At 36.1% G+C, this 24,829-nt stretch carries 25 protein-coding genes and 2 pseudogenes; 7 read left to right on the forward strand and 20 right to left on the reverse strand.

Annotated features, from left to right (window positions below):
* Positions 1 to 271: 271 nt before the first annotated feature.
* Entirely contained in the window at positions 272 to 730 is a 459-nt protein-coding gene (locus QUF93_RS24470; RefSeq protein ID WP_001066674.1) for a universal stress protein, read from the forward strand.
* A gap of 56 nt (positions 731 to 786) precedes the next feature.
* Here QUF93_RS24470 and QUF93_RS24475 read toward each other — a convergent pair whose 3' ends face one another.
* Together QUF93_RS24475 and QUF93_RS24480 are read right to left on the reverse strand one after the other, a co-directional pair.
* Positions 787 to 1,458 carry a hypothetical protein gene (locus tag QUF93_RS24475; RefSeq protein WP_289360472.1) on the reverse strand — a complete coding sequence of 224 codons (672 nt, stop codon included), beginning with the start codon at positions 1,456 to 1,458 and terminating at the stop codon, positions 787 to 789.
* An 82-nt stretch (positions 1,459 to 1,540) separates the two neighbouring features.
* Positions 1,541 to 1,723: pseudogene (locus tag QUF93_RS24480) on the reverse strand (hypothetical protein); the annotation flags it as partial.
* Between the two features lie 95 nt (positions 1,724 to 1,818).
* On the opposite strand from QUF93_RS24480, the gene QUF93_RS24485 reads away from it, so the two are divergent.
* Together QUF93_RS24485 and QUF93_RS24490 are read left to right on the forward strand one after the other, a co-directional pair.
* Positions 1,819 to 1,998, forward strand: coding sequence for a hypothetical protein (locus QUF93_RS24485; RefSeq protein WP_002123011.1), 180 nt, complete (start codon positions 1,819 to 1,821; stop codon positions 1,996 to 1,998).
* Between the two features lie 98 nt (positions 1,999 to 2,096).
* Entirely contained in the window at positions 2,097 to 2,663 is a 567-nt protein-coding gene (locus QUF93_RS24490) for a DinB family protein (protein WP_289360473.1), read from the forward strand.
* 57 nt (positions 2,664 to 2,720) lie between these two features.
* On the opposite strand, the gene argH is transcribed toward QUF93_RS24490, so the two are convergent.
* Together argH and QUF93_RS24500 are read right to left on the reverse strand one after the other, a co-directional pair.
* Positions 2,721 to 4,109 carry an argininosuccinate lyase gene (gene argH, locus QUF93_RS24495; RefSeq protein ID WP_002123015.1) on the reverse strand — a complete coding sequence of 463 codons (1,389 nt, stop codon included), beginning with the start codon at positions 4,107 to 4,109 and terminating at the stop codon, positions 2,721 to 2,723.
* Entirely contained in the window at positions 4,106 to 5,311 is a 1,206-nt protein-coding gene (locus QUF93_RS24500; protein WP_002123016.1) for an argininosuccinate synthase, read from the reverse strand. The genes argH and QUF93_RS24500 overlap by 4 nt, the downstream gene beginning before the upstream one ends.
* A gap of 167 nt (positions 5,312 to 5,478) precedes the next feature.
* Here QUF93_RS24500 and QUF93_RS24505 point away from each other — a divergent pair, with 167 nt between their 5' ends.
* Complete coding sequence (locus QUF93_RS24505; RefSeq protein WP_002123017.1) at positions 5,479 to 5,796, forward strand: hypothetical protein; 318 nt, start codon at positions 5,479 to 5,481, stop codon at positions 5,794 to 5,796.
* Positions 5,797 to 5,824: 28 nt separating this feature from the next.
* Here the strand turns inward: QUF93_RS24505 and QUF93_RS24510 are convergent, their stop codons facing one another.
* Entirely contained in the window at positions 5,825 to 6,019 is a 195-nt protein-coding gene (locus tag QUF93_RS24510; protein ID WP_002123019.1) for a hypothetical protein, read from the reverse strand.
* A gap of 855 nt (positions 6,020 to 6,874) precedes the next feature.
* Between QUF93_RS24510 and QUF93_RS24515 the strand changes: the two genes are divergently transcribed.
* Positions 6,875 to 7,537, forward strand: coding sequence for a YitT family protein (locus tag QUF93_RS24515; RefSeq protein ID WP_289360474.1), 663 nt, complete (start codon positions 6,875 to 6,877; stop codon positions 7,535 to 7,537).
* Between the two features lie 32 nt (positions 7,538 to 7,569).
* On the opposite strand, the gene QUF93_RS24520 is transcribed toward QUF93_RS24515, so the two are convergent.
* Complete coding sequence (locus tag QUF93_RS24520) at positions 7,570 to 8,403, reverse strand: EcsC family protein (RefSeq protein ID WP_289360475.1); 834 nt, start codon at positions 8,401 to 8,403, stop codon at positions 7,570 to 7,572.
* 86 nt (positions 8,404 to 8,489) lie between these two features.
* On the opposite strand from QUF93_RS24520, the pseudogene QUF93_RS24525 reads away from it, so the two are divergent.
* Positions 8,490 to 8,620: pseudogene (locus QUF93_RS24525) on the forward strand (DNA mismatch repair protein MutT); the annotation flags it as partial.
* A gap of 48 nt (positions 8,621 to 8,668) precedes the next feature.
* Here QUF93_RS24525 and ackA read toward each other — a convergent pair.
* From ackA to QUF93_RS24550, 5 genes are all read right to left on the reverse strand, one after another.
* Positions 8,669 to 9,862 carry an acetate kinase gene (gene ackA, locus QUF93_RS24530; protein ID WP_289360476.1) on the reverse strand — a complete coding sequence of 398 codons (1,194 nt, stop codon included), beginning with the start codon at positions 9,860 to 9,862 and terminating at the stop codon, positions 8,669 to 8,671.
* A 299-nt stretch (positions 9,863 to 10,161) separates the two neighbouring features.
* On the reverse strand, positions 10,162 to 11,148 hold the full coding sequence (locus QUF93_RS24535) for a class I SAM-dependent methyltransferase (protein ID WP_133059380.1): 987 nt from the start codon (positions 11,146 to 11,148) through the stop codon (positions 10,162 to 10,164).
* A gap of 211 nt (positions 11,149 to 11,359) precedes the next feature.
* On the reverse strand, positions 11,360 to 11,860 hold the full coding sequence (gene tpx / locus QUF93_RS24540; RefSeq protein WP_002123029.1) for a thiol peroxidase: 501 nt from the start codon (positions 11,858 to 11,860) through the stop codon (positions 11,360 to 11,362).
* A gap of 134 nt (positions 11,861 to 11,994) precedes the next feature.
* The gene (ytfJ, locus tag QUF93_RS24545) at positions 11,995 to 12,390 is read right to left on the reverse strand and encodes a GerW family sporulation protein (RefSeq protein WP_000350005.1); all 396 of its coding nucleotides are present in this window, start codon (positions 12,388 to 12,390) and stop codon (positions 11,995 to 11,997) included.
* 12 nt (positions 12,391 to 12,402) lie between these two features.
* The gene (locus tag QUF93_RS24550) at positions 12,403 to 13,041 is read right to left on the reverse strand and encodes a DUF2953 domain-containing protein (protein ID WP_002123030.1); all 639 of its coding nucleotides are present in this window, start codon (positions 13,039 to 13,041) and stop codon (positions 12,403 to 12,405) included.
* Between the two features lie 205 nt (positions 13,042 to 13,246).
* On the opposite strand from QUF93_RS24550, the gene QUF93_RS24555 reads away from it, so the two are divergent.
* Positions 13,247 to 14,050 carry an NAD kinase gene (locus QUF93_RS24555; protein WP_289360477.1) on the forward strand — a complete coding sequence of 268 codons (804 nt, stop codon included), beginning with the start codon at positions 13,247 to 13,249 and terminating at the stop codon, positions 14,048 to 14,050.
* 301 nt (positions 14,051 to 14,351) lie between these two features.
* Here the strand turns inward: QUF93_RS24555 and QUF93_RS24560 are convergent, their stop codons facing one another.
* The 9 genes from QUF93_RS24560 to QUF93_RS24600 all read right to left on the reverse strand — a co-directional run bounded on the left by QUF93_RS24560 (position 14,352) and on the right by QUF93_RS24600 (position 24,713).
* Positions 14,352 to 14,810, reverse strand: coding sequence for a GNAT family N-acetyltransferase (locus QUF93_RS24560; RefSeq protein WP_002123033.1), 459 nt, complete (start codon positions 14,808 to 14,810; stop codon positions 14,352 to 14,354).
* 260 nt (positions 14,811 to 15,070) lie between these two features.
* Positions 15,071 to 16,639, reverse strand: a complete 1,569-nt coding sequence (locus tag QUF93_RS24565) for an amidohydrolase (protein ID WP_289360478.1) — start codon at positions 16,637 to 16,639, stop codon at positions 15,071 to 15,073.
* 70 nt (positions 16,640 to 16,709) lie between these two features.
* Complete coding sequence (locus QUF93_RS24570; protein WP_002123036.1) at positions 16,710 to 17,141, reverse strand: VOC family protein; 432 nt, start codon at positions 17,139 to 17,141, stop codon at positions 16,710 to 16,712.
* A gap of 103 nt (positions 17,142 to 17,244) precedes the next feature.
* Positions 17,245 to 18,831 carry an acyl-CoA synthetase MbcS gene (mbcS, locus tag QUF93_RS24575; RefSeq protein WP_289360479.1) on the reverse strand — a complete coding sequence of 529 codons (1,587 nt, stop codon included), beginning with the start codon at positions 18,829 to 18,831 and terminating at the stop codon, positions 17,245 to 17,247.
* A 220-nt stretch (positions 18,832 to 19,051) separates the two neighbouring features.
* Positions 19,052 to 19,246 carry an alpha/beta-type small acid-soluble spore protein gene (locus tag QUF93_RS24580; protein WP_000168891.1) on the reverse strand — a complete coding sequence of 65 codons (195 nt, stop codon included), beginning with the start codon at positions 19,244 to 19,246 and terminating at the stop codon, positions 19,052 to 19,054.
* A 79-nt stretch (positions 19,247 to 19,325) separates the two neighbouring features.
* Positions 19,326 to 20,540: a tRNA uracil 4-sulfurtransferase ThiI gene (gene thiI / locus QUF93_RS24585; protein WP_289360480.1), complete on the reverse strand. Its 1,215-nt coding sequence runs from the start codon at positions 20,538 to 20,540 to the stop codon at positions 19,326 to 19,328.
* Between the two features lie 6 nt (positions 20,541 to 20,546).
* A complete protein-coding gene (locus QUF93_RS24590) occupies positions 20,547 to 21,689 on the reverse strand; it encodes a cysteine desulfurase family protein (protein WP_289360481.1) in 1,143 nt (380 codons plus the stop codon).
* 172 nt (positions 21,690 to 21,861) lie between these two features.
* The gene (gene ezrA / locus QUF93_RS24595) at positions 21,862 to 23,571 is read right to left on the reverse strand and encodes a septation ring formation regulator EzrA (protein WP_289360482.1); all 1,710 of its coding nucleotides are present in this window, start codon (positions 23,569 to 23,571) and stop codon (positions 21,862 to 21,864) included.
* A gap of 305 nt (positions 23,572 to 23,876) precedes the next feature.
* Entirely contained in the window at positions 23,877 to 24,713 is an 837-nt protein-coding gene (locus QUF93_RS24600) for a LysR family transcriptional regulator (protein ID WP_289360483.1), read from the reverse strand.
* Positions 24,714 to 24,829 lie beyond the last annotated feature (116 nt).

Raw genomic sequence — 24,829 nt, forward strand, 5'->3', positions numbered from 1 at the left:
GCGATGATGATGTTTGAAATATTTCTCTCTATACAGTCATCAAGCCTATATTTCACTACGCATGTCACGTTTGCCTATGTTTTTACTTACTGTTGTTTCCTTCTTTTAAATTTCTATAGTTCATATGTAACAAGTTCTCGCTCCAATTACAACTAAAATGAATTAAAGCAAAGTTTTCAAAATTTTGTAACGTTTCCAGTAAGCACATTACCAAAATTTGTTTTATAATTAAGTTGTAAACAGTTATAAAAATGATTGGGAGGAATTTACTATGAATAATACATATACAAATATTTTAATTGCGGTGGATGGTTCTAAAGAAGCAGAAAAAGCGTTTAAAAAAGCAATTCAAGTTGCAAAACGAAACAATGCAACATTAACAATCGCTCATATCGTTGATGTAAAAGCGTACTCAGCAGTAGAGGCTTATAGCCGCGCGATTGCTGAACGCGCAAATCTATTTGCAGAAGACTTATTAGAAGACTACAAAAAAACTGCGCTTGAAGCTGGCCTTGAAAAAATTGAAACTGTATTAGAATTTGGTAATCCTAAATCTAAAATTTCAAAAGAAATCGCTCCAAACAATAAAGTTGATTTAATTATGTGTGGTGCAACTGGTTTAAATGCTGTAGAACGTTTCCTAATCGGTAGCGTCTCTGAACATATTATTCGCTATGCGAAATGCGATGTCCTTGTTGTTCGTGGTGATGAGGAGCAAGGTGATCTTTAATTCATAAAAATAAATAGGGTAGATAAGAGGCTTTCTCTTATCTACCCTATTTTCATTTATACTTTAGGAATTCTGTAATCCGGATTATGTTGCTCCCAGCCACCTTGTGTATCTACACTCGTATCGCCATCACCATCTACCCATATTGTGCTCCCATCAGGTAAAACTCTTTCATGGGGTGTTACATGATGAGTATTCGGATTTTCTTCCGTTGTATATTCTACATCAGTTGCTTCTGGAGCTGATGCTTGTGCTACACTATCACTTTCTACTCCCTCTGCTATTCCATCCGCACCATCAACTATATCAATAACTCCAACTGAGAAGACGCCTACAGCTGCAACTTTAGCTAATTCTTTTCCTGCTTCTATTGCTTTATCAGTGTCTCCTTCTCGTATCGCTTGCACAGTTTCAACTCCCTTTTCTGAAACATGTACAACTCCGTTTCCAATCGTCCTTGCCGTATCCTGAACTGTTCCAATTATTTCTTCATATCCTCGTTTCGCTTGCTGTTTATCGTCTGTAATGAGTCCACCTATAGCATCATATGTCCCATCAGCAATATTCCCAACAATTTCTCCCGTTTTAACAGTAGCTTTATTAACCCCTTTTCCAACATCCTTTATGAAATTACTGTTCGTAACTTCTCCTACTGCTTCTATCGCACCGCCAACTACTTCACCTGTAACTTTAGCCGCTGCTCTAGTCACTGATTTAATTAAATTCATATCGCATCCCCTTTTATTCCAAACACAAAATATGATATTATTACGATTTTAATTATATAGTTGTAGCCTATATACCTACAACTTATTTCACAAACTTCACTATAAATACAAGACAAGCTACAACAACAACGGTAACTGCCAACACATACTTCAAAGACCATAGTGCCATCATTATCGTCGCAACCGTTAAGTACGTTTGCTTTGCATCTTCTGTCATTTTTTTACGAAGAAAGAAAACATACAAATAACCGATTAGCGGCGTAATTTTCCATTCCTTTCTCATTTCCTAACATTACATTAACATACATTTTTTAGAAATAGACGGACAAAATATGTGTGTTTAGAAAAGGAGGATGCTACATGGATGATTATGAACGTATTATTTTAGATGTGAATGGGAAAGAGATTGAAATGTTAGATACGATTCGCACACATTTTAAAGAGAAACATGGTGTGGAACTAAGTAATGGTGCATTACTTCGAGATTTGATGGATATTGAGTATATTCGAATTACGAAAGATCGACATAAGTATGATTAATCGATAAAACTTTAAGCCTAGAACATATTGTTCTAGGCTTAATTAAATTCATACGAAAAATGTTATAATTAAGAAAAAAGTATGGAGGATACCAAAATATGCAATCTGAAAATATCGCAAAGCATTTTCAAACATTATATGCACAAAGAAGTCAATTCCTTTCTCATCTCCATTCACTATCTCAAGAACAACTATGGTATCGCCCGAAGAAGGGAAAATGGTCTATTGGAGAGCATTTTTATCATTTATATTTAATTGCAAGGATGCTAAAAGTAGCGATTAAATTCTCTTTCACTCTTATCCCTTATGCCAAGCTAAGAAAAAACGCTCCATTTGCAACTGACATACATGACATTTATGCCGAATATAAAGAAAAACACGGCAGAGGCATGAAAGCCCCTTGGATTTTAATCCCTTCAAAAAAAATCTATTATTCTATGAGTGCAATAGAATTAGAAAAATTACTTTCACGTGAAACGGATGAAATAAAAAAACTAGTTCAAAATATAGAAGAAAATATTGCAGGACATATCGTATTTTTAGATCCCATTGCTCACTACCCTAACCTTATTCAATCTATCCAACTATTAGCGATTCACGAAAAGCATCATTTTATGATTATGAAAAACAATTATGAAATGATAGATACATACCTAAAAGTCTAAATACAAAAAGGTAAGGTACTTTTTAAAAAGCACCTTACCTTCTATATCATACATCATTTAACTTCCAACAAACTCTCCAACTAACCCCTTCGCCTTCTCCAAAGCGTTTTTGATTTGTTCAAACCCTGTTCCACCCGCACTGTTACGGCGCTTTACAGCAGCATAAGGTGACAGAACCTCATACAAATCTTCTTCAAATAACGAACTCATCTCTTTATATGTTTCAAGTGGCACATCTAATAAATAAATTCCTTTTTGTGTACAATGTAGAACTAGCTTCCCAACAATTTCATGAGCTTGACGGAATGGTAGTCCTTTATTTGCTAAGTAATCAGCAATTTCTGTTGCGTTAGAAAAATCTTGCGTCACAGCTTGCCCCATTTTTTCTTTGTTTACAGTCATCGTTTCTAGCATGCCCGCCATAATATGAAGGCATCCTTCTACTGTTTTTACTGTATCAAACATTCCTTCTTTATCTTCTTGTAAATCTTTATTGTAAGCGAGTGGTAATCCTTTCATTACTGTAAGTAAACTGAATAAATTACCGTATACTCTGCCAGTTTTACCGCGGATCAGTTCCGCCATATCTGGATTTTTCTTTTGCGGCATAATACTGCTTCCAGTTGCGTATTGATCGCTCATTTCAATAAATTGAAATTCTTGACTACTCCATAAAATAAGTTCTTCGCAAAAGCGTGATAAGTGCATCATAAGCATAGATGAGTTACTTAAAAACTCCAGTATGAAATCACGATCGCTTACGGCATCTAAACTATTTTCATAGATTCCATTAAATCCAAGAAGCTCCGCACTATATTCTCGATCAATCGGGAATGTTGTACCAGCTAGTGCTCCTGCTCCTAATGGTGAAATGTTAATACGCTTTAACGAATCTTCATAACGATTCACATCGCGCTCTAACATCCAAAAGTAAGCGAGAATATGGTGCGCAAATGAAATCGGCTGCGCACGCTGCAAGTGCGTATATCCCGGCATAATGGTTTCAATATTATTTTCAGCTTGATGAATAAGAACAGTTTGCAATTGTTTTGTAGCTTTTATAATATCTTCTACTTTTTCTTTTAAATACAAGTGCATATCTGTCGCTACTTGATCGTTACGGCTTCGACCTGTATGAAGTTTCCCTCCTACTTCACCGATTCTTTCAATTAACATCTTTTCAATATTTAAATGAATGTCCTCCGCTTCGACCGAGAAATTCAATTTATTTTGTTTCGCTTCCTCTAATAAATATTGAAGCCCTATCTTTATTTTCTCTGCTTCTTCTTTCGTAACGATGCCTTGCTTTGCTAACATCGTAACGTGTGCGATACTACCTTTTATATCTTGATTAACCAATTGCTTATCAAAGGAAATAGAAGCTCCGAATTCTTCTACCCATGCTTCCGCTTCTTCTGTAAAACGTCCGCCCCAAAGTTTGCTCACGCTTCCACCTTCTTTTGATTCACTTGGCTGTATACTTTTGTAGGTAAACCGAATAATGAAATGAAACCAACTGCTGCATCATGATTAAATTCATCTTGGGCAGTATACGTTGCAAGTTTTTCATCATATAAAGAGTACTCAGATTTACGTCCTTCTACAATCGCATGACCTTTAAATAATTTCACACGCACTGTACCTGTTACATTCTTTTGCGTTTCTTGTAAGAAAGCATTGAGTGCTTGTTTTAAAGGTGAGAACCATAAACCGTTATAAATTAATTCTGTTAGTTTTTGCTCAATCATCGGTTTGAAATGAGCGACCTCTTTCACAAGTGTTAAATCTTCAAGTTCTTTATGCGCTTTTATTAATGTCATTGCTGCTGGGCATTCGTACACTTCACGAGATTTAATACCGACAAGGCGATTTTCTACATGATCAATACGTCCAACGCCATGTTTTCCAGCAAGTGCATTTAACGTTTTAATTAATTCTGAAAGTGGATATGCAGTGCCATTTAAAGTAGTCGGCACGCCTGCTTCAAATCCGATTTCTACAAACTCTGGTTTATTCGGTGTATCTTCTAATGCTAATGTCATTTCGTATGCTTCTTCTGGCGGCGCTGCCCACGGATCTTCTAAAATTCCACATTCGTTGCTGCGTCCCCATAAGTTTTGATCGATTGAAAACGGGCTATCTAAATTAATTGGAATCGGTATATCCTTTTCTTTTGCGTATGCGATTTCTTCTTCACGTGACCATTTCCATTCACGTACAGGCGCAATAACTTCTAAATATGGATTCAGCGCTTGAATAGAAACTTCAAAACGAACTTGGTCATTCCCTTTCCCTGTACATCCATGTGCAACTGCGCTTGCGCCTTCCTGCTCTGCAATTTCTACTAATTTTTTCGCAATAAGCGGACGAGATAATGCAGAGACAAGAGGATATTTCCCTTCGTATAACGTGTGAGCTTGCATCGCTATCAATGCATATTCATTCGCAAATTCTTCTTGAACATCAATCATATATGATTTAATTGCTCCTACTGAAAGTGCTTTTTCTTTTACAAACGCTAAGTCTTTACCTTCCCCTAGATCTAAGCACAGCGCGATAATATCATAATTCTTCTCTTGTAACCATTTAATTGCAACGGAAGTATCAAGACCTCCGGAATATGCTAATACAACTTTTTTCTTCTCCATTTTTGCATCCCCCTAAAGAATAAATATTCATTATTTCTTATAATAATTCAAACTTTAACACCTTTCATAAAATGAATCAAGGGGAATTCATAAATTTTTTCAAACAATTTCGTCGAACTTCTTTCTTTTTTTATGTAAAATAGAGGCAGGAAAATGGAGGAGTGTCTATGAAAAAGTATTTTATATACAATGAACATCTAGGAATTGAAGTACCGAACATACAAGAAAAATGGGAAGACATCTCTGAACAAGCGCAGCATGGCATTTTATTAAAATGGGAGCAAGTTCGCGGAAAAATACCCGATCGTATAAAAGAACTTGAACATTACATTAATCAAAAACAACATCGTTTAAATAACGAAGAGAATTTTGAAATTTCCTGTAAGCTTAATTCTGAAATTGCTGATCTTGCTTCAATTATTAACGATCTTTGGCTTTGGTATCGTCTTACCCAAAACGTATCTGAAGGAAAAGCACACCAATGAAAAAAGCATGCCCCTCAAGTACTTTGGGTCATGCTTTTTTGTCGTAACACGATTTACAATATATTTCTTGCGCCGTTTTTGCCAAACATACATCAAATGGGCCAACTAACAAGTTTTTTTCTTTCGGTAACTTCACAAACGCAACAAGTTCTTCTTCATATTCAATCTTTCTTTGACATGAAATACATTTTAATTCTTTTCTTTTAAACATATCCTTGAACATATACTCCTCACCTTTCATCTATTTATATTAATATACTCTCATAATAATTAAATTTTGTAAAAAAATTACACATCACAAAATAAGCCATTCATATACTATGTACAAAAGGAGGCCTCAAACTTATGCGAGCTTTCATTATTATCGCTTTAACTTTTTTGAGTGTTATGAGTTGGGATGCGTTTTTTAAAGATAAGAGTGATGAAGAGAATACGATTGAATAACTGATTATCTTTTCTTTTTACTTATTGGACAAACTCTCTAAAGCTTGTTCAATTTTAAAAATCACTTAGGCTTTTCTACAAAAATATTTAAACATAACAATTTTTGTAGATTCCCTCCGTTTATTGTCGGTTTCCATCCGCATACAGTTTTTGAAAGTATGATATAATAATATAAATCTTGAAGGAAGGGATTTTGATATCATGATCGCTCGAAGGAGCATGTGGCATCGTATTGACGAATCATACACGTAGCGTATTTTCCAGCTCAGATACTTTAGTCTAGCGAAAAAAATACGAGAGTGGGGAAATTATGATTGCCCGAAGGATAATTTGGCAAAAAAAAGACTCTTCTTACACATAGCGTTTTGTTTAGGACTTAGTTGTTACTAGCTAAACAAAACAAAGAAGAGCAGGATTGCTAAATGACGAATCCTACTCCACGTTTTGTTTAGTCGCTTTAAGACTTAAACTAAAACGAAGGTAGGGAGAATTGATGGACGAGAGGATTATTCGTTATTTCTTCAGCGACATATAGCGTAGTTAGTTTTATGTAAACTAACTGAAGGCTACATGTGAGCTCGTAGTTAGTTTACAACACCAAAAGGACTACTAACTACGGAAAGAAGGAATAACGATGAGGAACATCCAAAGTCGACAAATTATTAAAGAAGTTTTTATGGTTTTAATCGGTTCATTTATTTTAGCAACAGCGCTATATCACATTCACTTCCAAAACCACTTAACAGAAGGTGGCTTTGTAGGTATTGCACTATTTATCCAAAATTTTTATGATATTTCACCGTCTATTTCAACTGTAGTAATGGATATCCCTATTATTTTACTATGCGCTTCATTTTTAGGTAGAAAAATGGTTGGTTATTCATTCCTTGGTTCAATTTCATTCGGAGTATTTTATTCTCTTATGGAAAATTATTCTCCTTTTACGGTAGATTTATCAAATAATTTATTTGTAGCTGCAGTAGTTGGTGGTGCGTTAGCTGGTATTGGACTCGGTTTTATATTGCGATTTGGCGGTGCAACCGGTGGAGACGATATTTTAACAATTATACTAAGTAAACGAACTCGTTTTACAATTGGGCAAATTTTCTTCGTCTTTGACGCGATTGTTCTTGCGCTTTCATTATATTATTTAAATTGGACAGAAATTGCTTTTACTATTCTTTCGATTGCCGTACAGGCAAAAACATTGGATTTAATTTACTATCCAAAAGCAGAAAAGAAAGCAGCAAAGCAACCCGTATCTATTCCAATGTCCAAAAAACATGCGACAAACTAAAAAGCGAAAGGCTTCGGCCTCTCGCTTTTTTTTCATGCTCTCTTTTCTTTTTCTAATATGTAGCGTACTTGATAAAACTTATTTGCAAATTCAGTAACATTCCTCGTTAAGCGATAGTTCACTGTAGATCCAATTGCCATTCCAAGTACAGGAATTCCTTGGAATAATTTACGACGAAGAGCATAAATCGAAAATGTCTTCAAAATTTGTTTTAACACAACCTCAGTAGAAGCTGGCTTTAACACCTCTTCGTCTCCTTCATAAAAGAATGAATCTTCTTGCTCAAGTTCTCTCAGTAAATTGTACCATGCATATTGCTGAAGTCTCGCCGGCAATAATGCTGCATGGAATACTTTTAATGCAAGCATCATTTCATACGGCTTGTTTACATCATGACCAAATGATGTAGCAATAAGCTGTACGGCCTTCACATTTAATGCAATCATAACCGGAAAATCAGCCGTTAATAATAATAGACCGCCAGCACCTGTTGCTCCGCCTTGTACGAATGAATATAGACGATGACGTGCTGTTTGCTGCTCTGCTATGTATGTTAATTGATCAATAGATAACGCCTTCAAATCTTCAAGTTGCTCAATGGATTTATCAAATAATCTCGACGTTCCTAAAATACGATTACGTGCATCTAACTGTGATTGTGAACTTTGAATAAGTGCATGCAAATGAAAGAGCCATCCATCTGCTTTCGTAAAAAAGTCTTTTCGTTTTTTCTCAGGTAGTTTTGCAACTGTAGTATGCAACCACTTATCAAACATCTTTTGAAAATCGGTCGCTTCTTGCTCTACTAATTGCCCTTCCCACTCTTTTATATTTTCTAAAATGGCTTGTTCTCGCTTCGATCGCATCGCAACAACCACCTCGTTCGATTTTTTTCTATTGTAACATATTTGCAAATATGCTTGTACATCGCATGTTCTTTATTTACAGCCTAAGTCACTATGAAATGGAAATACTGATATAAAAGATGAACAAACAGCGTCATATGCAAAATGGATTCCCATTACTGCATTCATTAAGCAGGAAAAAGTACTATATCCAAATGGAATTTTAAAATATATCTAAAAGAAAAAAGACGAAACCCTATAGGATCTCGTCTTTTTCATTCATATATTAACCAATATCTCCAAGACGTAATACGTCACGAGCAATCATAACTTCTTCGTCAGTTGGAATTACGATAATTTTTACTGGAGAGTGTGGGAAGCTGATGAATGCTTCTTCGCCATGAACATTGTTACGTTTTGGATCGAAGTATACGCCCATAAACTCAAGGCCTTCTAATACACGCTCACGAATTAGAGCACTATTTTCTCCAATACCAGCTGTAAAGATGATTGCGTCTACACCTTTCATACGAGCTGCATAAGAACCAATATATTTATGAATACGTCCTACGAATACATCTAGCGCTACTTCTGCACGGTGGTTTCCTTCTTCTTCCGCTTGTTCGATGTCACGTAAGTCACTAGAGAATCCAGAAAGACCTAGCATACCGCTTTTCTTGTTTAATACGTTCAGAACTTCTTCTACAGTTTGACCTGTTTTTTCCATGATGTATGGAATTAACGCAGGGTCAATGTTACCAGAACGTGTACCCATTGTTACACCAGCAAGTGGAGTGAAGCCCATAGAAGTATCGATAGATTTTCCGCCTTCTACTGCTGCGATACTTGCACCGTTACCTAAGTGACAAGAAAGTAGGCTTAAGCTTTCAAGTGGACGACCTAATAATTCAGCCGCACGCTCAGTTACGTATTTATGAGAAGTTCCATGGAAACCGTATTTACGGATACCAAATTTCTCATAGTACTCATATGGTAAGCTGTATAGGAATGCAGATTCCGGCATTGTTTGGTGGAATGCTGTATCGAATACTGCTACTGCTGGTACGTTTGGTAGTACTTCTTGGAATGCTTTAATACCAACAAGGTTTGCTGGATTGTGAAGTGGTGCTAAATCGCTTAATTCTTCGATATCAGCTAATACTTCGTCATTAATTAAAACAGAATCAGCAAATTTTTCGCCGCCGTGTACAACACGGTGACCGATACCGCCAATCTCATCAAGAGATTTTACGATTCCGTTTTCAGTTAATTTCTTAAGAAGCATGTTAACTGCTACTGCATGATCTGGGATGTTTGTAATTTCTTTTTGTTTTTCGCCATTTACAGTAATTGTGAAGATACTATCTTCTAAACCGATACGTTCTACTAAACCTTTTGTTAATACTGTTTCACTTGGCATTTCAAATAATTGGAATTTTAAGGAAGAGCTTCCTGCGTTAATCGCGATGATTTTTGACATCTAGTCTTTCGCCCCTTTTTCTCTTGGTAGTTGTGTGGATCGTTCCACAAACCGCTCGATTTTATCTAATTAAATTCACTCATTATGAAAACGTTTCATCATTAGTAAATTTTATACTCACGATTTTAATTTAAACATCGTACGACATATATTTCAAGTGAAAAAATTGTAACACCAAGAAAAAAAATATATTACAGATTTCAAAAAAATTCAGTTAAATCTTGTATATATTAAAAAATATTACATATCATATACAACTGTACTACATTAATTACTAACCCTGTTACATATTCCTTGTATTACTTATGTGTTGCAAACCACGTATTTAGTTGATCCATAATGTTCTCCATAGCCTTCATGTTAGAGAACTTAGGTAATTCCACTAGCAGTGCCTGTTTCGGCATTGTTACACCCTGGCCTTTCTTTTGGAGCACAAATATACTTTTTGCATTTTTCTCGTTTTTAAACATGGAAACAGGTAGCTGTAATAACCCTTGAATAAAACATGTTTCTTTAATAAATGCATGTAATTTCGGCGCCTGATCACTTTCGAAAATGAAGTTCGGTACTAAGAAGAATAAGTACCCGCCTTCTTTCGTATGTTTCACACTTTGTTCAATAAATAAGTGATGCGCATATGACATTCCTTCATCTGCTTTTAACTTATATTCACTTGCACCGATTTCATTTGGATAGTAACCGATTGGTAAATCTGAAACAACTGCATCAACTGGATCAATATAAAGTGGTGCTAGTCCATCTTGATGGAAGAATTCGATTGCATGCTTTTGTAAATTCGCATTTACTAAAGCAAGTTTAATTAGCACTTCATCCACTTCTACACCAAATCCACTCATTTCAAGTCCTTCTTTGGCGCTATTAAACACTGTAGTCATTAAGTTACCTGTTCCAATTGCAGGGTCTAAAACAGTAATTTCTTTTTGCCCTTGCATAAATTTATGGAATAAGTAGCTCATGAACATTCCAACTGCATCAGGCGTCATTTCATGATTCGCTTGCACGCCTTCTTTCATTCCTTTTAAAATGGCTAGCTGAAATGCTTTACGAATTTCTTCCCCTTTATATGTTTCTTCATTAAACGTACTATATTCACGATTCAACCTTTCAATTGTTGATTCGGATAATTCCTCTTGTAAAATCGCTCCCTCAAACAAGTTATCACCTGTTTCTACAAGCGCCTCTAAATATGTTACATCTAATTCTTTACGTAAAACTACCGTAGAAGAATCAAAAATAGAAAATAATGTTTCTACTGCCTGACTCACGTACATTCCTCCTTCTCTCATTTACACATAACTTATATCATACCACAAAGTGATTTTTTCCAAAAAGAAAAAGCGACCTCTTGCAAAGAGCTCCCCTTCAAGTTGTTTATGACGTAACGTCTTTTCTCATATATTGGTTCAGTTAACAATATACGAGAAAAGACGACCTCTTCTAAAGTGAAACTTTAATGAGAGGTCGTCTTCTTTTACATTACTTCGCAGATTTTGCTGCTTCTAATGCTGCTTCATAGTTTGGATGGCTTGTACCTTCGCTTACGTATTCTACGTAAACTACTTTGTCATTGCTATCTACTACGAATACTGCACGAGCAAGTAAACGAAGTTCTTTCATTACTAAGCCATAAGCTTCACCGAATGAAAGGTCACGGTGATCAGAAAGTGTCGCAACGTTTTCTAAACCGTTTGCTGCACACCAGCGTTTTTGAGCGAATGGTAAATCAACGCTAATTGTTAATACTTTCGCATTTTCAATACCTGCTGCATCTTGGTTAAAACGACGTGTTTGTGCATCACACACACCTGTGTCGATTGAAGGTACAACACTAATTAATTTTACTTCACCTTTGTATGTCTCTAAACTTACTGGAGATAAGTCGTTTGCTAATACTTGGAAGTTTGGCGCTTGATCGCCAACTTTAACTTCTGTTCCAACTAAAGTCATTGGATTACCTTTAAAAGTTACGTTTGCCACTTAAAAATCCTCCCTTATTTAAACAAAATATGTACAATGTAAATGATAGTTTGTCCCTATCGATAATGCAAATAAAATCGCTTTATTTACAAAAAAATTAAAGAAGCCAATCCATTGATCAGCTTCTTTATTCGTTAAATTTGAAATTCAGGATCATCTTCTTTTCGTTTATCCATCATTTCTTTCACTTTATCAACAGCTTGTGGCGCTAATTCAATTATTTTATCGATGACGTGTGTTTGCTTATCTAAGTGTAATACTTTCACACCTTCTCCATTTATAACAAGAAAGGCAACAGGATTAATAGAAACTCCTCCACCACTACCTCCACCAAATGGATGACGGCCTGAATGTTCTACTTTACCAAATTCACTTCCACCAGCAGCAAATCCAAAACTGACTTTCGAAACGGTAAGAATTACACTTCCATCTGCCGCTTTAATTGGGTCACCAACAATTGTATTTACATCAGTCATTTGTTTTAAGTGCTGCATTGCGGTCGTCATTAAACCTTGAATTGGATGGTCCATTCTATATCCCCCCTATGCTTGAACAGATTTTTCTGTCATACCAGATCTTTGCTTTCTCATAAACATGAGTAATTTCACCGCTGTTTTTACAGTACGGAATATACGAAAAGATGCTGTTAACTCACATCTTGATGCAAATCCCTTCCCTTGAAAAACAGGTGTAATTTCAAATTCCGGTACGTCGACAATATGCATATATTGTCCTACAACTCCAGCAGCCATTCCTTTTGTCCCCCATGCATATCCAGTGACAATTCCAGTACTAGCTGCGTCGCCTGCTCCAATTTGCGTATGCCATTTCCAACCATTGATTTTCACTCGTTTGAGAAAATCTTTAACAATAGTATGAACGTCTTGAAGCTTTTTTATCAGCTCTCCAATGCTATCAAGTTGCGCCATAATTTTATTATCTATTCCACCGTCTTTTTCGGCTTTTTCGATTTTCTGTCCTGTCTTTTTCTGCTGTTTTTCAATTCTTTCCAATACATCAAACGTATATCGAATCATCCATATTTTCACTTGAAATAAACATTGTTTTTCCATTTCTGAATATAAAAATGTCACCTTAAGCGATATTTTCGATAATAGTATTAGCAAAATAAAAAGTAGAAGAATTATCATTCCAATTACGAGCCACTTCATTCGTACCATCCTTTCACTCCATACCCATTGTCGACAAGTTTATTCATCATTAAACAGACTTTGATAAAATTGAATATAAAAATTTTTCTAAAAATAAAAAGGGATTTTGACAATTTATATCGAAATATACTATTTGAACATATCATCCAGAAACATACTCTGACGATATGTAGCACTAAGACTAGAAAATTTAACTGCAGTGGAGGGATACATAATGGCAGATCGTCGCAATTTATTTTTCTTTTATGGTGATGACAAAGTAACACTCGTTGAAAAAATGAAACCAATATATCGTATTTTAGAGGAGAATGGATTTACCATATTAGATCATCCAAAAAATGCAAATGCTATCGTCAGCGTTGGAGATGATGGAACTTTCTTACAAGCCGTTCGTAAAACTGGTTTTAGAGAAGATTGCTTATACGCAGGTATTTCTACGAAAGATGAAATTTCTTTCTACTGCGATTTCCATATCGATCACATTGATACAGCCCTTCAAGAAATTACAAAAAACGAAATTGAAGTGCGAAAATATCCAACAATTAAAGTAGATGTAGATTATGGTACATCTTTCCATTGTTTAAATGAATTCACATTACGCTCTAGTATCATTAAAACATTTGTTGTAGACGTACACGTCGACAATTTACATTTTGAAACATTTAGAGGTGATGGATTAGTTATCTCCACACCTACAGGAAGTACCGCTTACAATAAATCATTACATGGTGCAGTTGTCGATCCACTTATCCCATGTTTCCAAGTAAGCGAACTAGCATCTTTAAATAACAACACATACCGTACACTCGGATCACCGTTCCTTTTAAATCACGAGCGTACGTTAACTTTAACACTTAAACCAGATGGAAATGATTATCCTGTTATCGGAATGGATAACGAAGCACTTAGCATTAAACAAGTGGAAAAAGCCGTTGTTCGTTTAAGCGATAAACAAATTAAAACTGTTAAATTAAAAAACAATTCCTTCTGGGAAAAAGTACAGAGAACGTTTTTATAGTATTAAAAAAACGCCGAATTATGGGAATCCCATAATTCGGCGTTTTTTATTTCTCTCGCTACCGGCGAACAGTTCTTATTATTGTTATTTTTTGTCGGTAAATCGATATTGTAAAGTGAAAATAAAGTTATTTAATTTCACTATAAAAATATAAGAGCCTTGCTACATTTTATGGTAGTAAGGCTCTTATAAATTGTTTAATTTCTATTCATTTAAATATATTTAAACTCAAAAATCAATAATAAAGTTGGTTAATCTTGTTCAACCAAAGCACCTGTTTGTTGAACAAGAGGTGCTTTAATTATAGAGCCGTTGACTTTTTAAACAAAGGTATGTATCCTCCACTAGGCCCATAAGCAACCCCAATCTTTTCCCATCCATATTTTTCATAATAGTCTTTAAGATCTGAAGTAAGATAAAGAAATTTGTACCCTCTTTTTGCTGCTTCTAGCAGTCCATGATTCAACAATTTTGCTCCTAGAGAGTTGCCCCTAAATTTTTCATCTACAAACAAACATGCTAGCCATGGGCTCAAATCCTGACGACTATTTAGATCATTACGAATTAATGCATAAGTTCCGATAATCTTATCATCTACTTGTGCAATGTAAAAACTCGGTATGTCATTTGGATCAGTTAAAGCATTAATCATACAATCTTCATAAAAAGTACGTCCTCCTTCCTCACCCCATTCTTTCCAAAAAACATCTATAGCCTTATTAAATAAGTCATCCCTCTTTAGTAATTGAATTATTTCCATAAAGCTATCACCCCAAAAGTATTATTTAATGATTGTAGAACCAACCAAAATTAATGTTTTTTCAAGTATCTTTATTCCCTTTATGTAACCAGATATAATTTCCTCACCCTGAAATATAGGCCTTTAATATTTATTCTCTTAACTTATAAAAATTCCTTTTTAAACGAACATGCACCGTTAGTGACATAAGCAATGCTTTTCATTTTTAAACAATCTTATTGTCATTAAACAGATATATTTCAATAATCGCTAATATATTTTTACATACCTTTTCTATAGACAACCCGGCCATCTATTACAGTCATTTCTGCCTGTACTTCTTTTATTTCTTCCGCATCAATTTCAAATATATTGTAATCCAATATCGTAAAGTCTGCTTCATATCCTTTGGCAATTTGCCCCCGCTTCTCTTCTTTCCCAATTGCGTAAGCACTTCCTGTTGTAAATAAAGAAACAGCCTCATATACCGTTAGCCTTTCTTCTGGCATATAACATACGCCATCAATAAAACTTTTACGTGTAACAGCACTATATATACCTAAAAATGGATTCACCTGTTCAATTGGTGCATCAGATCCACCATTGCAATGTAATCCTGCATCTAGTAACGTCTTCCAAGCGTACGCGTAACGAAGACGATGCTTTCCTAGTTTTTCAATAACTGACGGAAAATCCGATGAAACAAAGACGGGCTGAATATCAATAATTGCTTGCAAACTCTTCATTCTTTCAATTAATTCTTCACGGGCAAGCTGGCAATGAATAATACGGTCACGTAATCCTTCTGCAGGTGGATATAATTCAAGTGCATCAATTACATATTCAAGCGATAAATCACCGATTGTATGAATCGCAACTGGCATATGTAAGTCACGGGCTTTCTTCACTAATTCTGCAAGCTCTTCACGCGAAAAAATTGCAACGCCGTTTGTTTCCTTCGCATCTTCATATGGTTCACTTAATAAAGCTGTTCTTCCGCCAAAAGAGCCGTCAGAAAAAATCTTCATCGCACCAAATTCAATATAGTGTTCATTTTCATATTCTTTTCGTTCAGCCGCAACCTCATGATGAACGAGCAAATGTGCTTTAAATGGCATTTCTTTTATAACTTGTGAAAACGCATTGTACGTTTTTTGAAAGCCGCTATAATAGTTTAAGTCTTCCGTGTGCCCGCCAACTAATCCGTATTGCCAGCAGTCTGAAATCGCCGTTTGCAGAGCTCTTTGTAAATAGGCTTCATCAATTTCAGGCTGAACATGTTTAATTAATTCTTGTCCTTGTTCATATAAAAGCCCTGTTAATTTATTTAATGAATCCCGCCCAATTTTCCCGCCTTTCGGATCTTGCGTCTCTTCTGTTATGTTCGCTTCTTGCAATATGTATGAGTTCACCCATGTAACGTGACGACAAACGCGCTTTAACAAAATCGGATGTTCTTTAGAGATTTCATCTAAATCACGTACATGAACTTGTTTTGTATCTGTAAAGTTATTTTCATTCCATCCTTCTCCGATAATCCAAGAACCTTTTGGCGCTTCTTCTACTCGCTTCTGAACAAGAGTAAGCACTTCGCTATAAGACGTACAATTTGATACATCTAAACGAAGCAATCTCTCTCCATGCCCAATAAGATGCATATGACTATCAACGAGACCTGGAATCATCGTTTTCCCTTTTAAATCGCACGACTTCAATTCTGCATATCGGCTTTCTAACTCTTCCTTACTCCCAATATCAGCGATTCTACCGTTTTCAACGTAAATAGCATCTACTTTTTCATTTTCTTCTCTCATCGTGTAAATGGTGCCGCCGTACCAAATTTCTCCCATATATTTCATCTCCTTTATTTTTATTGTATAAAAAAAAGCACCATTTCAAAACATGGTGCTTTTCTAAAAATCACTTTTGTTCAGTAGTAGACGTTGTAACTTGCCATTCAATGCTAAATTTATCTTTTACTTGTCCGTATGCTGGGCTCCAGAACGTTTCTTGAAGTGGCATAATAACTTCTCCGCCTTCTTGTAACTTATCGAATACTTCTTTCGCTTTTTCTGCATTACTAATTTGAATTGCGATTGTTACTTGAGATCCGATTGCATGCCCTTGACCGGGGAATGTATCAGAAATCATAAGTTCCGTATTACCAACTTTTAAAGTAGCATGTGCAACGCGCTCTTTCGCTTCAGCTGGAATCGGGTATTCTGGATTTTCAGGCATGTCACCAAAAGTTTGCATGACTTCTACTTTTGCATCTAGCGCCTCTTTATAAAACTGTACAGCTTCTTGCCCACTACCATCTAAAACTAAGTACGGATTAATACCTAAAATCATACGGACACCTCTTTTTTTAATTTATAAAATCGAACCTGTGTTCGTTTTTATAATATCATACGTTTTACATTTCATTCAACTATTTACTTCCCTATTTTCAAAATTATTTTGAAGGAAGCTCCATCTCTTGTTTTCTAAGTTCAATACGGCGAATTTTTCCAGAAATCGTTTTTGGTAGTTCATCTACAAATTCAATTTTACGAGGATATTTATATGGTGCAGTAAGTTCTTTGACGTGTTGTTGAAGTACTGGGATCAATGTTTCTTCGTTCTTTTCTATATTCTCTCTTAATACGATAAATGCCTTCACGACACTTCCGCGAATTTCATCTGGACTTGCGACAACCGCACATTCTCTTACGTATGGATGTTTTACAAGTGCATCTTCTACTTCAAACGGTCCGATTGTATAACCTGAGCTAATAATAATATCATCACCGCGCCCTTCAAACCAGAAATAGCCGTCTTCATCTTTCTTCGCTTTATCACCAGTAATATAATAATCACCGCGGAATTGCATTGCTGTGCGCTCGTCGTCTTTATAGTATTGTTTGAAGAGGGCCGGTGTTTCAATGTGAACTGCAATATCACCAACTTCTCCTACCTGTACTGGAACGCCTTCCTCATTTACGATATCAACGTGGTTGCCTGGCGTCGGTTTTCCCATTGATCCTGGTCTAATGTCCATTCCTTTCATTATCCCAACAAGTAATGTGTTTTCCGTTTGCCCATAGCCATCTCTTACTGTAATGTCGAAATGCTTTTGGAACGTTTCAATGACTTCTCTATTTAACGGCTCACCTGCGGATACAGCGCTATGTAACGCTTCTAAATTGTACTTAGTTAAGTCTTCTACCTTTGCCATTAATCTATACTCAGTCGGCGTACAACAAAGTACATTTACCTTGTTATCATCTAATAAATTTAAATATGTTTTTGGTTCAAATTTGCCGTTATATACAAATCCTGTTGCACCTGAACCGAGAGTTGCTAAAAATGGGCTCCAGATCCACTTTTGCCAGCCGGGACTAGCTGTTGCCCATACAACATCATTCTCTTCAATTCCGAGCCAATTTGGGGCACTTGTACGTAAATGAGCGTATGCCCACGCATGCGTATGAACGACACCTTTCGGATTTCCTGTCGTCCCTGACGTGTAAGATAAAAAGACCATATCTTCTTTATCTGTTTTCACTATTTCTAACATGTCACTTTCTGTTTCTAATGCTGTTTTTAAATTTGTCCATCCATCTACTGACTGCTCGCTCAGGACGAATTTTTGAAGAGAGTCCATCGCTTCTATGTCATCAAATTGTCCAATGTACGGTTCATAACTTACAATCGCTTTTACTTCCCCGTGTCCAATACGATATTCGATATCTTTTTTTCGCAACATTTCCGAACTCGGAATTACGACAAATCCTGCTTTAATCGCAGCAATATACGTCATGTAAGCTTCAATTAAGCGCGGCATCATAATAAGGAGCTTGTCTCCTTTTTGTAAGCCACTTTTTATAAAAGCGTTTCCAATTCTATTCGCACCTTGCATTAATTCAAAATATGTAACTTCTCGTCTATTCCCTTTATCATCTTGCCAAATTAAAGCAAGCTTCTCTTTATCATTCGTATATTTCTCTATTTCCGAAACTAAGTTATAAGACGGCGGCGCCAACAATTCCTCTCTCTTCATAAACATCCTCCTTTATTTCTATGCCTCCCTTATATAATAAAGAATTTTCAGTAAATTTTGAACCCTCTTCTTTTGACAATTTTTTTATATTTATGTCGAATTGATGCATAGATTTATAGCGACGCTGTTTTTAACATATCAATTCACCGGCAAATAACGACGAAAACGACAAAAAGAAAGAGCGGGAGAACCCGCTCTTTCTAAGCCATCGTATATGGGATTATTTTTGGTAACCGCCTAATTGTTGCTCAGCTAGTGAAACTAGACGTTTCGTAATTTCGCCACCAACAGATCCGTTAGCGCGAGATGTTGCATCAGCTCCAAGTTGAACACCAAACTCTTGAGCGATTTCGTATTTCATTTGATCTAATGCTGCTTGAGCACCAGATACTGCTAATTTATTTGTGCTTGCCATGTTGTATCACCTCCTTGTGAGTATAGAGTGTGATAAACAACATGACTTCATGCACATTTGAATGTGGTAATTTATGGGTTTAGAAAAGTTCTTCGAATTTTTCTTCTTCGGCTACTACTTCTACTGTTTGTAATACCATTGTTTCTTTGTTCGCTACAGCCTCTTCAATTAACGGCGCGAAATCGTACTTCGCTTCAAAACGATTTGCTTTCTCACGCTTCGGTTTTGTCGATGGACTTGCTGGTGTAAATACTGTACAGCAGTCTTCATATGGACGAATTGAAATATCATACGTTCCAATTTCATTTGCAATTTTAATAATTTCTAATTTATCCATCGTAATAAGCGGGCGAATAACAGGATAGTTTGTCACTTCGTTAATCGTATGCATACTATCTAACGTTTGGCTCGCTACTTGTCCAAGACTTTCACCAGTCGTAATTGCAAGTGCATTACGCTCCTCTGCAATACGCTCTGTAATACGCATCATCATACGACGCATAACTGTCATAGAATAGCTAGATGGAATTTCTTTATTAATCGTTTTTTGCACTTCAGTAAATGGAACAAGGTGAAGTGTTACACGTTTACAGTATTTCGTTAACTCTTGTGCTAAATCGATTACTTTTTGTTTCGCTCGCTCACTTGTGAAAGGTGGACTATGGAAGTGAACTGCTTCCACAGATACGCCGCGTTTCATCGTTAAGTAAGTCGCTACCGGGCTATCGATACCACCAGAAAGAAGTACCATTACTTTTCCGCCAACGCCAACTGGTAAACCGCCAGCTCCCATGCGCTCACCACACATAATATAGCTGTAACCACTGCGAATTTCTATACGTACATTCACATCTGGATTATGAACATCTACTGTGATATCCTCTGTATTTTCTAAAATGTGCCCACCGATTTCTGGAAGTAACTCCATCGTCTTCATTGGGAAGCGCTTATCAGAACGGTGCACTGTAATTTTAAATGTTTTTACATCACCTTTTACTTGTAAGAAAGCTGCTAATGCACCTTTTTTAATATCTTCTAATTCTGATGGTACTTTCATCGCTAAGTTAAACTTATGAATACCAAATACATCTTTCAATCTCTCAGAAATTGCTTCATGGTCTTCACCATTTAACTGAATGTACATACGATCATGTGTTGCATCAATTTTAATGTTTGGGAATTTTTTCAGTTTGAATTTCACATTATCTTTTAACGTGCTTACAAATTTAGAACGGTTCTTACCTTTTGTCGTCATCTCTCCGTAACGAACTAAAATATATTCATATGTCATCATATTTCTTTACCTCATCACTTCATATAATTTTGGCATTGTCTCTTTAACAATACCTTCAAATTGTTTTACTTCTTCCATCGTGTTGTCCGGTGCTAGACTAATGCGGATTGCACTCACAGCTGCGGCGTGTGGTACTCCCATTGACACTAATACTCGGCTCACTTCATTTGCTTTTGAAGAACAAGCAGACTTCGTTGATACATATACACCATGCTCTTCTAAAGCATGAACGACCACTTCTGGTTTTAAACCAACAAATGATACATTTAAAATGTGCGGTGCCGCATATTCAAGTGACGTATTAATCGTTACATCTTCCATCTCTTTAAAGAAACGGACAAGCTCTGCTTGTAAATTTTGCAAATGAACTACCTTTTCTTTCACTTGCTCCATCGTCATACGAAGTGCTTTTACCATCGCTACAATACCAGGTAAGTTTTCTGTTCCTGAACGATACTTAAGCTCTTGTTGACCACCTGATAAAATTGGATCTAATCTTACACCATCACGTACGTAAAGAAGACCTGTCCCCTTTACGCTATGAAATTTATGCCCAGATATTGAACAAAGGTCAATATGAGAAGCATATAAATCAAGCGGTACTTTTCCTATCCCTTGTACATGGTCCACGTGGAATCTTATTTTCGGATAGTTCGATAATAATGTTCCAATTTCAGCAACAGGCTGAATCGCTCCAGTCTCGTTGTTCACGTGAATAATTGACACAAGAATCGTATCTTCACGAAGCGCTCGTTTTACATCCTCTACCGATACAACACCGTGCTCGTTAACCGGTAAATATGTTACATCAAAACCGAGATCTTCTAATTGTTTATATGCCTCAAACACAGACGCGTGTTCAATATTTGTTGTAATGATATGTCTACCGCGCGAACGATTCCTCATCGCTATCCCTTTAATCGCAAGGTTATTCCCTTCCGTTCCACCCGATGTGAAAATTATTTCAGAAGGTTTAACGTGAAGGAGCTGTGCTGCAATCGTTCTCGATTGTGTTAATAGACGCTCTGCCTCTCCTCCAAGCGAATGAATAGAAGAAGGATTTCCAAAATATTTCCCCGCAACCGTTACGTACGATTGAAGAGCTTCTGGATATGGCTTTGTCGTCGCACTATTATCAAAATAGATCATCGTTCTTCCCCTTTCAGCGCTGTCACATCGTATAATCATATCATAAATACGTGTAATTACGCTAAAACTACTCAAAGGTTCCGTTTTATTTTAAAACGAACAACCTTACTGTATTCCGCTATTCATTATAGCAACATCGCCTTCAAAATTACACAAAAAAACAAACCCTTTATTAAAGGGTTTGCTCATTGTCTACATATTCAGCTATTTTTTGAACAACGCCAGGTTCAAGTTGCTCTAATACAGAAGCCGCTTGTTCTAAAGCTGCATCGTATTGATATTCACGGAATAATTTCTCAGCGTAATTTAAGCTTTCTGCAAGGTTCTCATCATGACTGCGGTAACGGTTACCGTATTGAATTAATTTTTCAACTAAATATGCTTGTCCAATTAACTCTTCTGCCATTTCTGCTACACCGTTAACAGTTGTGTACGCCTCTTCTAAACTGCTATTTACAGCATTCATATTTAACGGTTTTACTTCTAATTGATCATATACAGCTTGCATTGCCATTTGCCCTCTTTGTAAATCTTCCATAATGCTTACCGGAAGACCTGGCAAATTCGACTTTTGCATAAAGCGTTTCGTTTCTAAAATTGTATTTCGCATTTCTTGTAACTTCTCACGCGCTTCAAATTCTTCTTTACGCATCGTTTGTAGCATTTCTTTATATTCTGCATGAAGTACTTTTAACGTTTCACATTGCTCATAAATCTCTTCTAATTCCTCACGAATAATAGAGAAGGCAATATCTTGTTCTGCAACGCGGATTTGCAACACTTCAAAACGTTTCGTTAAAATATGCATTTGCTTTTCAATTACTTTTTGCGACTCAATATCTTTGTCTTGTAATTGATAACTTTGTTTCACAAGTTGTGTTTCTGCTTTTGTTTCGATCGTTTCAACACGAATTTCTTCTAAATCTTCGTAAACAGAAAGTGTTTTTTGTTCCACATAATGTCTCGCATGCACTTCTTGTTCAAGTTGATCATAAAAACTGTCTAAACGAGTTTTTAAGTTCTCTACTTTTCCTGCTGCTTCCGTTATATGAAGCTCCTGTATATCCATTAAACACGTTTGTAGTTGTGTCGTCATATCGCGAACTTCTTTAGGAATTTCCAAATACTCTAATACGTAGCCTTGTCTTATCATATCATCATGACCTTGTAATAAATCCTCCAGCTGAACTGGTAATGTCGCTTGACACTCTACCAATAAATCTGGAATTTGATGAATGATGATTTCTAAACTTGCTAAACCTTCTTCTAAACTAATAACAATTTCTCGCGCTTTTAAATAATCACCATTATCTGTTGCTTCTTCAAAGGTTTTGAACTTCTCGGATTCAACATCTAACATCTCTTCAATTTTTTGCTCAGCTGCTCCATACATGTGTCGATGAGCAAGAACGCTCTTTTTCATACTACGATATGTATCACGTAACCCTTCAATTTCCGAGCTATTTTTCTCATGGCTTTCTAACAGTTGCTGTAATTCATTTAAAATGTCTGTAATACGATTATCAGCGTCATCTAAACCACTTATGGATTCGGTCATCGCATGCTTTGCTTTTCGGAAGGAGAATTGCGAGGCGAATTTTCGCGCTTGCGCTAAATCTTTTTCAGCTTTCGGAAGAGTTGTTGATACAATTTCATCCCATTCTTCACGCCATTTACCAAACAGCTCTTCTGTTTGACCCGTCATATTTAAATCTTTTACCCGTTTTAGTTCATCTGCCACAGGTTTATCTTTTATTTCTTGTTTCCACTGCTCCAGTGCTTCAATATCTTTATATGAACGATTTCTTATCACAAGCTCTATCATGAGCAGCACTAGAATAGAGCTTACTACAATGATAACGATCGTCAGGATAGAATCCATGCAAAAAAGCCTCCTAGTTATATCTCTTTTTTTGTCCGTTCCGTTTATGAAATGGAAGGCATTATGTATAAAAAGGGAATTCCCCTATATTTAACAACTAACAATGTTCTAATCATACCATGTAATGGCGTGTTTTTGACCTAGTTTTTTTTAAAATTTCATGTTTCTTTAAATGTAATTGTAATCTTTCTTAATATTCCGCTTGTTCTATTCTCCACCCTCAAATGAATGCAATAAAGTGAAACTTTAATCAGAGGGGGTTTTGTCCATTCCCCTCTGATTATTAGTCCTCACCAATCGGGATTTTACGGGCAGTTAATGCGAAATAAAGAGCTTTCTTTCATATGAGAGACGAAATAAATCTTTCGCATTAGTGGTGGTTCTACAGAAATCGCACGCACGTTACCTTGCATTGCGGCTTGCTGTACAGCTGCTTCTGGAAGCAATGTTATACCAAGTCCAGCGCCTACCATCGCAATCATCGGTTCTGCATAAGATGTTTCAACTGCAATGATTGGTTTCGCGCCCATACATTGAAACACATTCATAATCATTTTCCTTACATCGCATATTTCTGGGTATACAATTAGCTTTTCATTTTGCAACTCTTCCATTCGGATTACCGTTTTCTCTTTATACGGATGATCATTTGAAACAGCACAAACGATTTTTTCTTCCCGCATTTCTTTTATATACGTAGCGCCTTCTACTACTGAATCAATAAACATCGCTTCAATTTTTCGCGCTTTAAATAATTCCATTAATACTTTCGTATGCTCAATTTGCCATTCTATTTCATATGTATCCTCTAATAAGTCTTTACACTTTGATATGTAATGAGCCGCTAAACTCGGTAATATACCTATTGAAATTTTCCGCTTCTCTTGATATTCCTTCATTTCCGTTTTCACTGCATTTATTTGCTCCAAAATCGGTAACATCCTCTTTATAAATAACTCTCCAGCTTTTGTTAATTCTACCCCTTGAGCGGAACGTTTTAATAAAGTAACCTCTAAGTCAGCTTCTAATCTTTGAATTTGTTTACTAAGCGCTGGTTGTGAAATATGTAAAAGCTTACTCGCTTTTGATAAACTTCGCGTATGCTTTACTTCAATAAACGATCGTACTGCCTCCAAATCCATCGTACACACCTCTAACAAAAAGTTATAACTGCCATAAAAAATCGATATTTCCTTCTACAAAGAATTACTCTTTATACTTATTTCATCAACTTACTATAACGAAATAGAAAGGAGAA

This window comes from Bacillus hominis (assembly GCF_030348325.1).
Taxonomy (GTDB): domain Bacteria; phylum Bacillota; class Bacilli; order Bacillales; family Bacillaceae_G; genus Bacillus_A; species Bacillus_A hominis.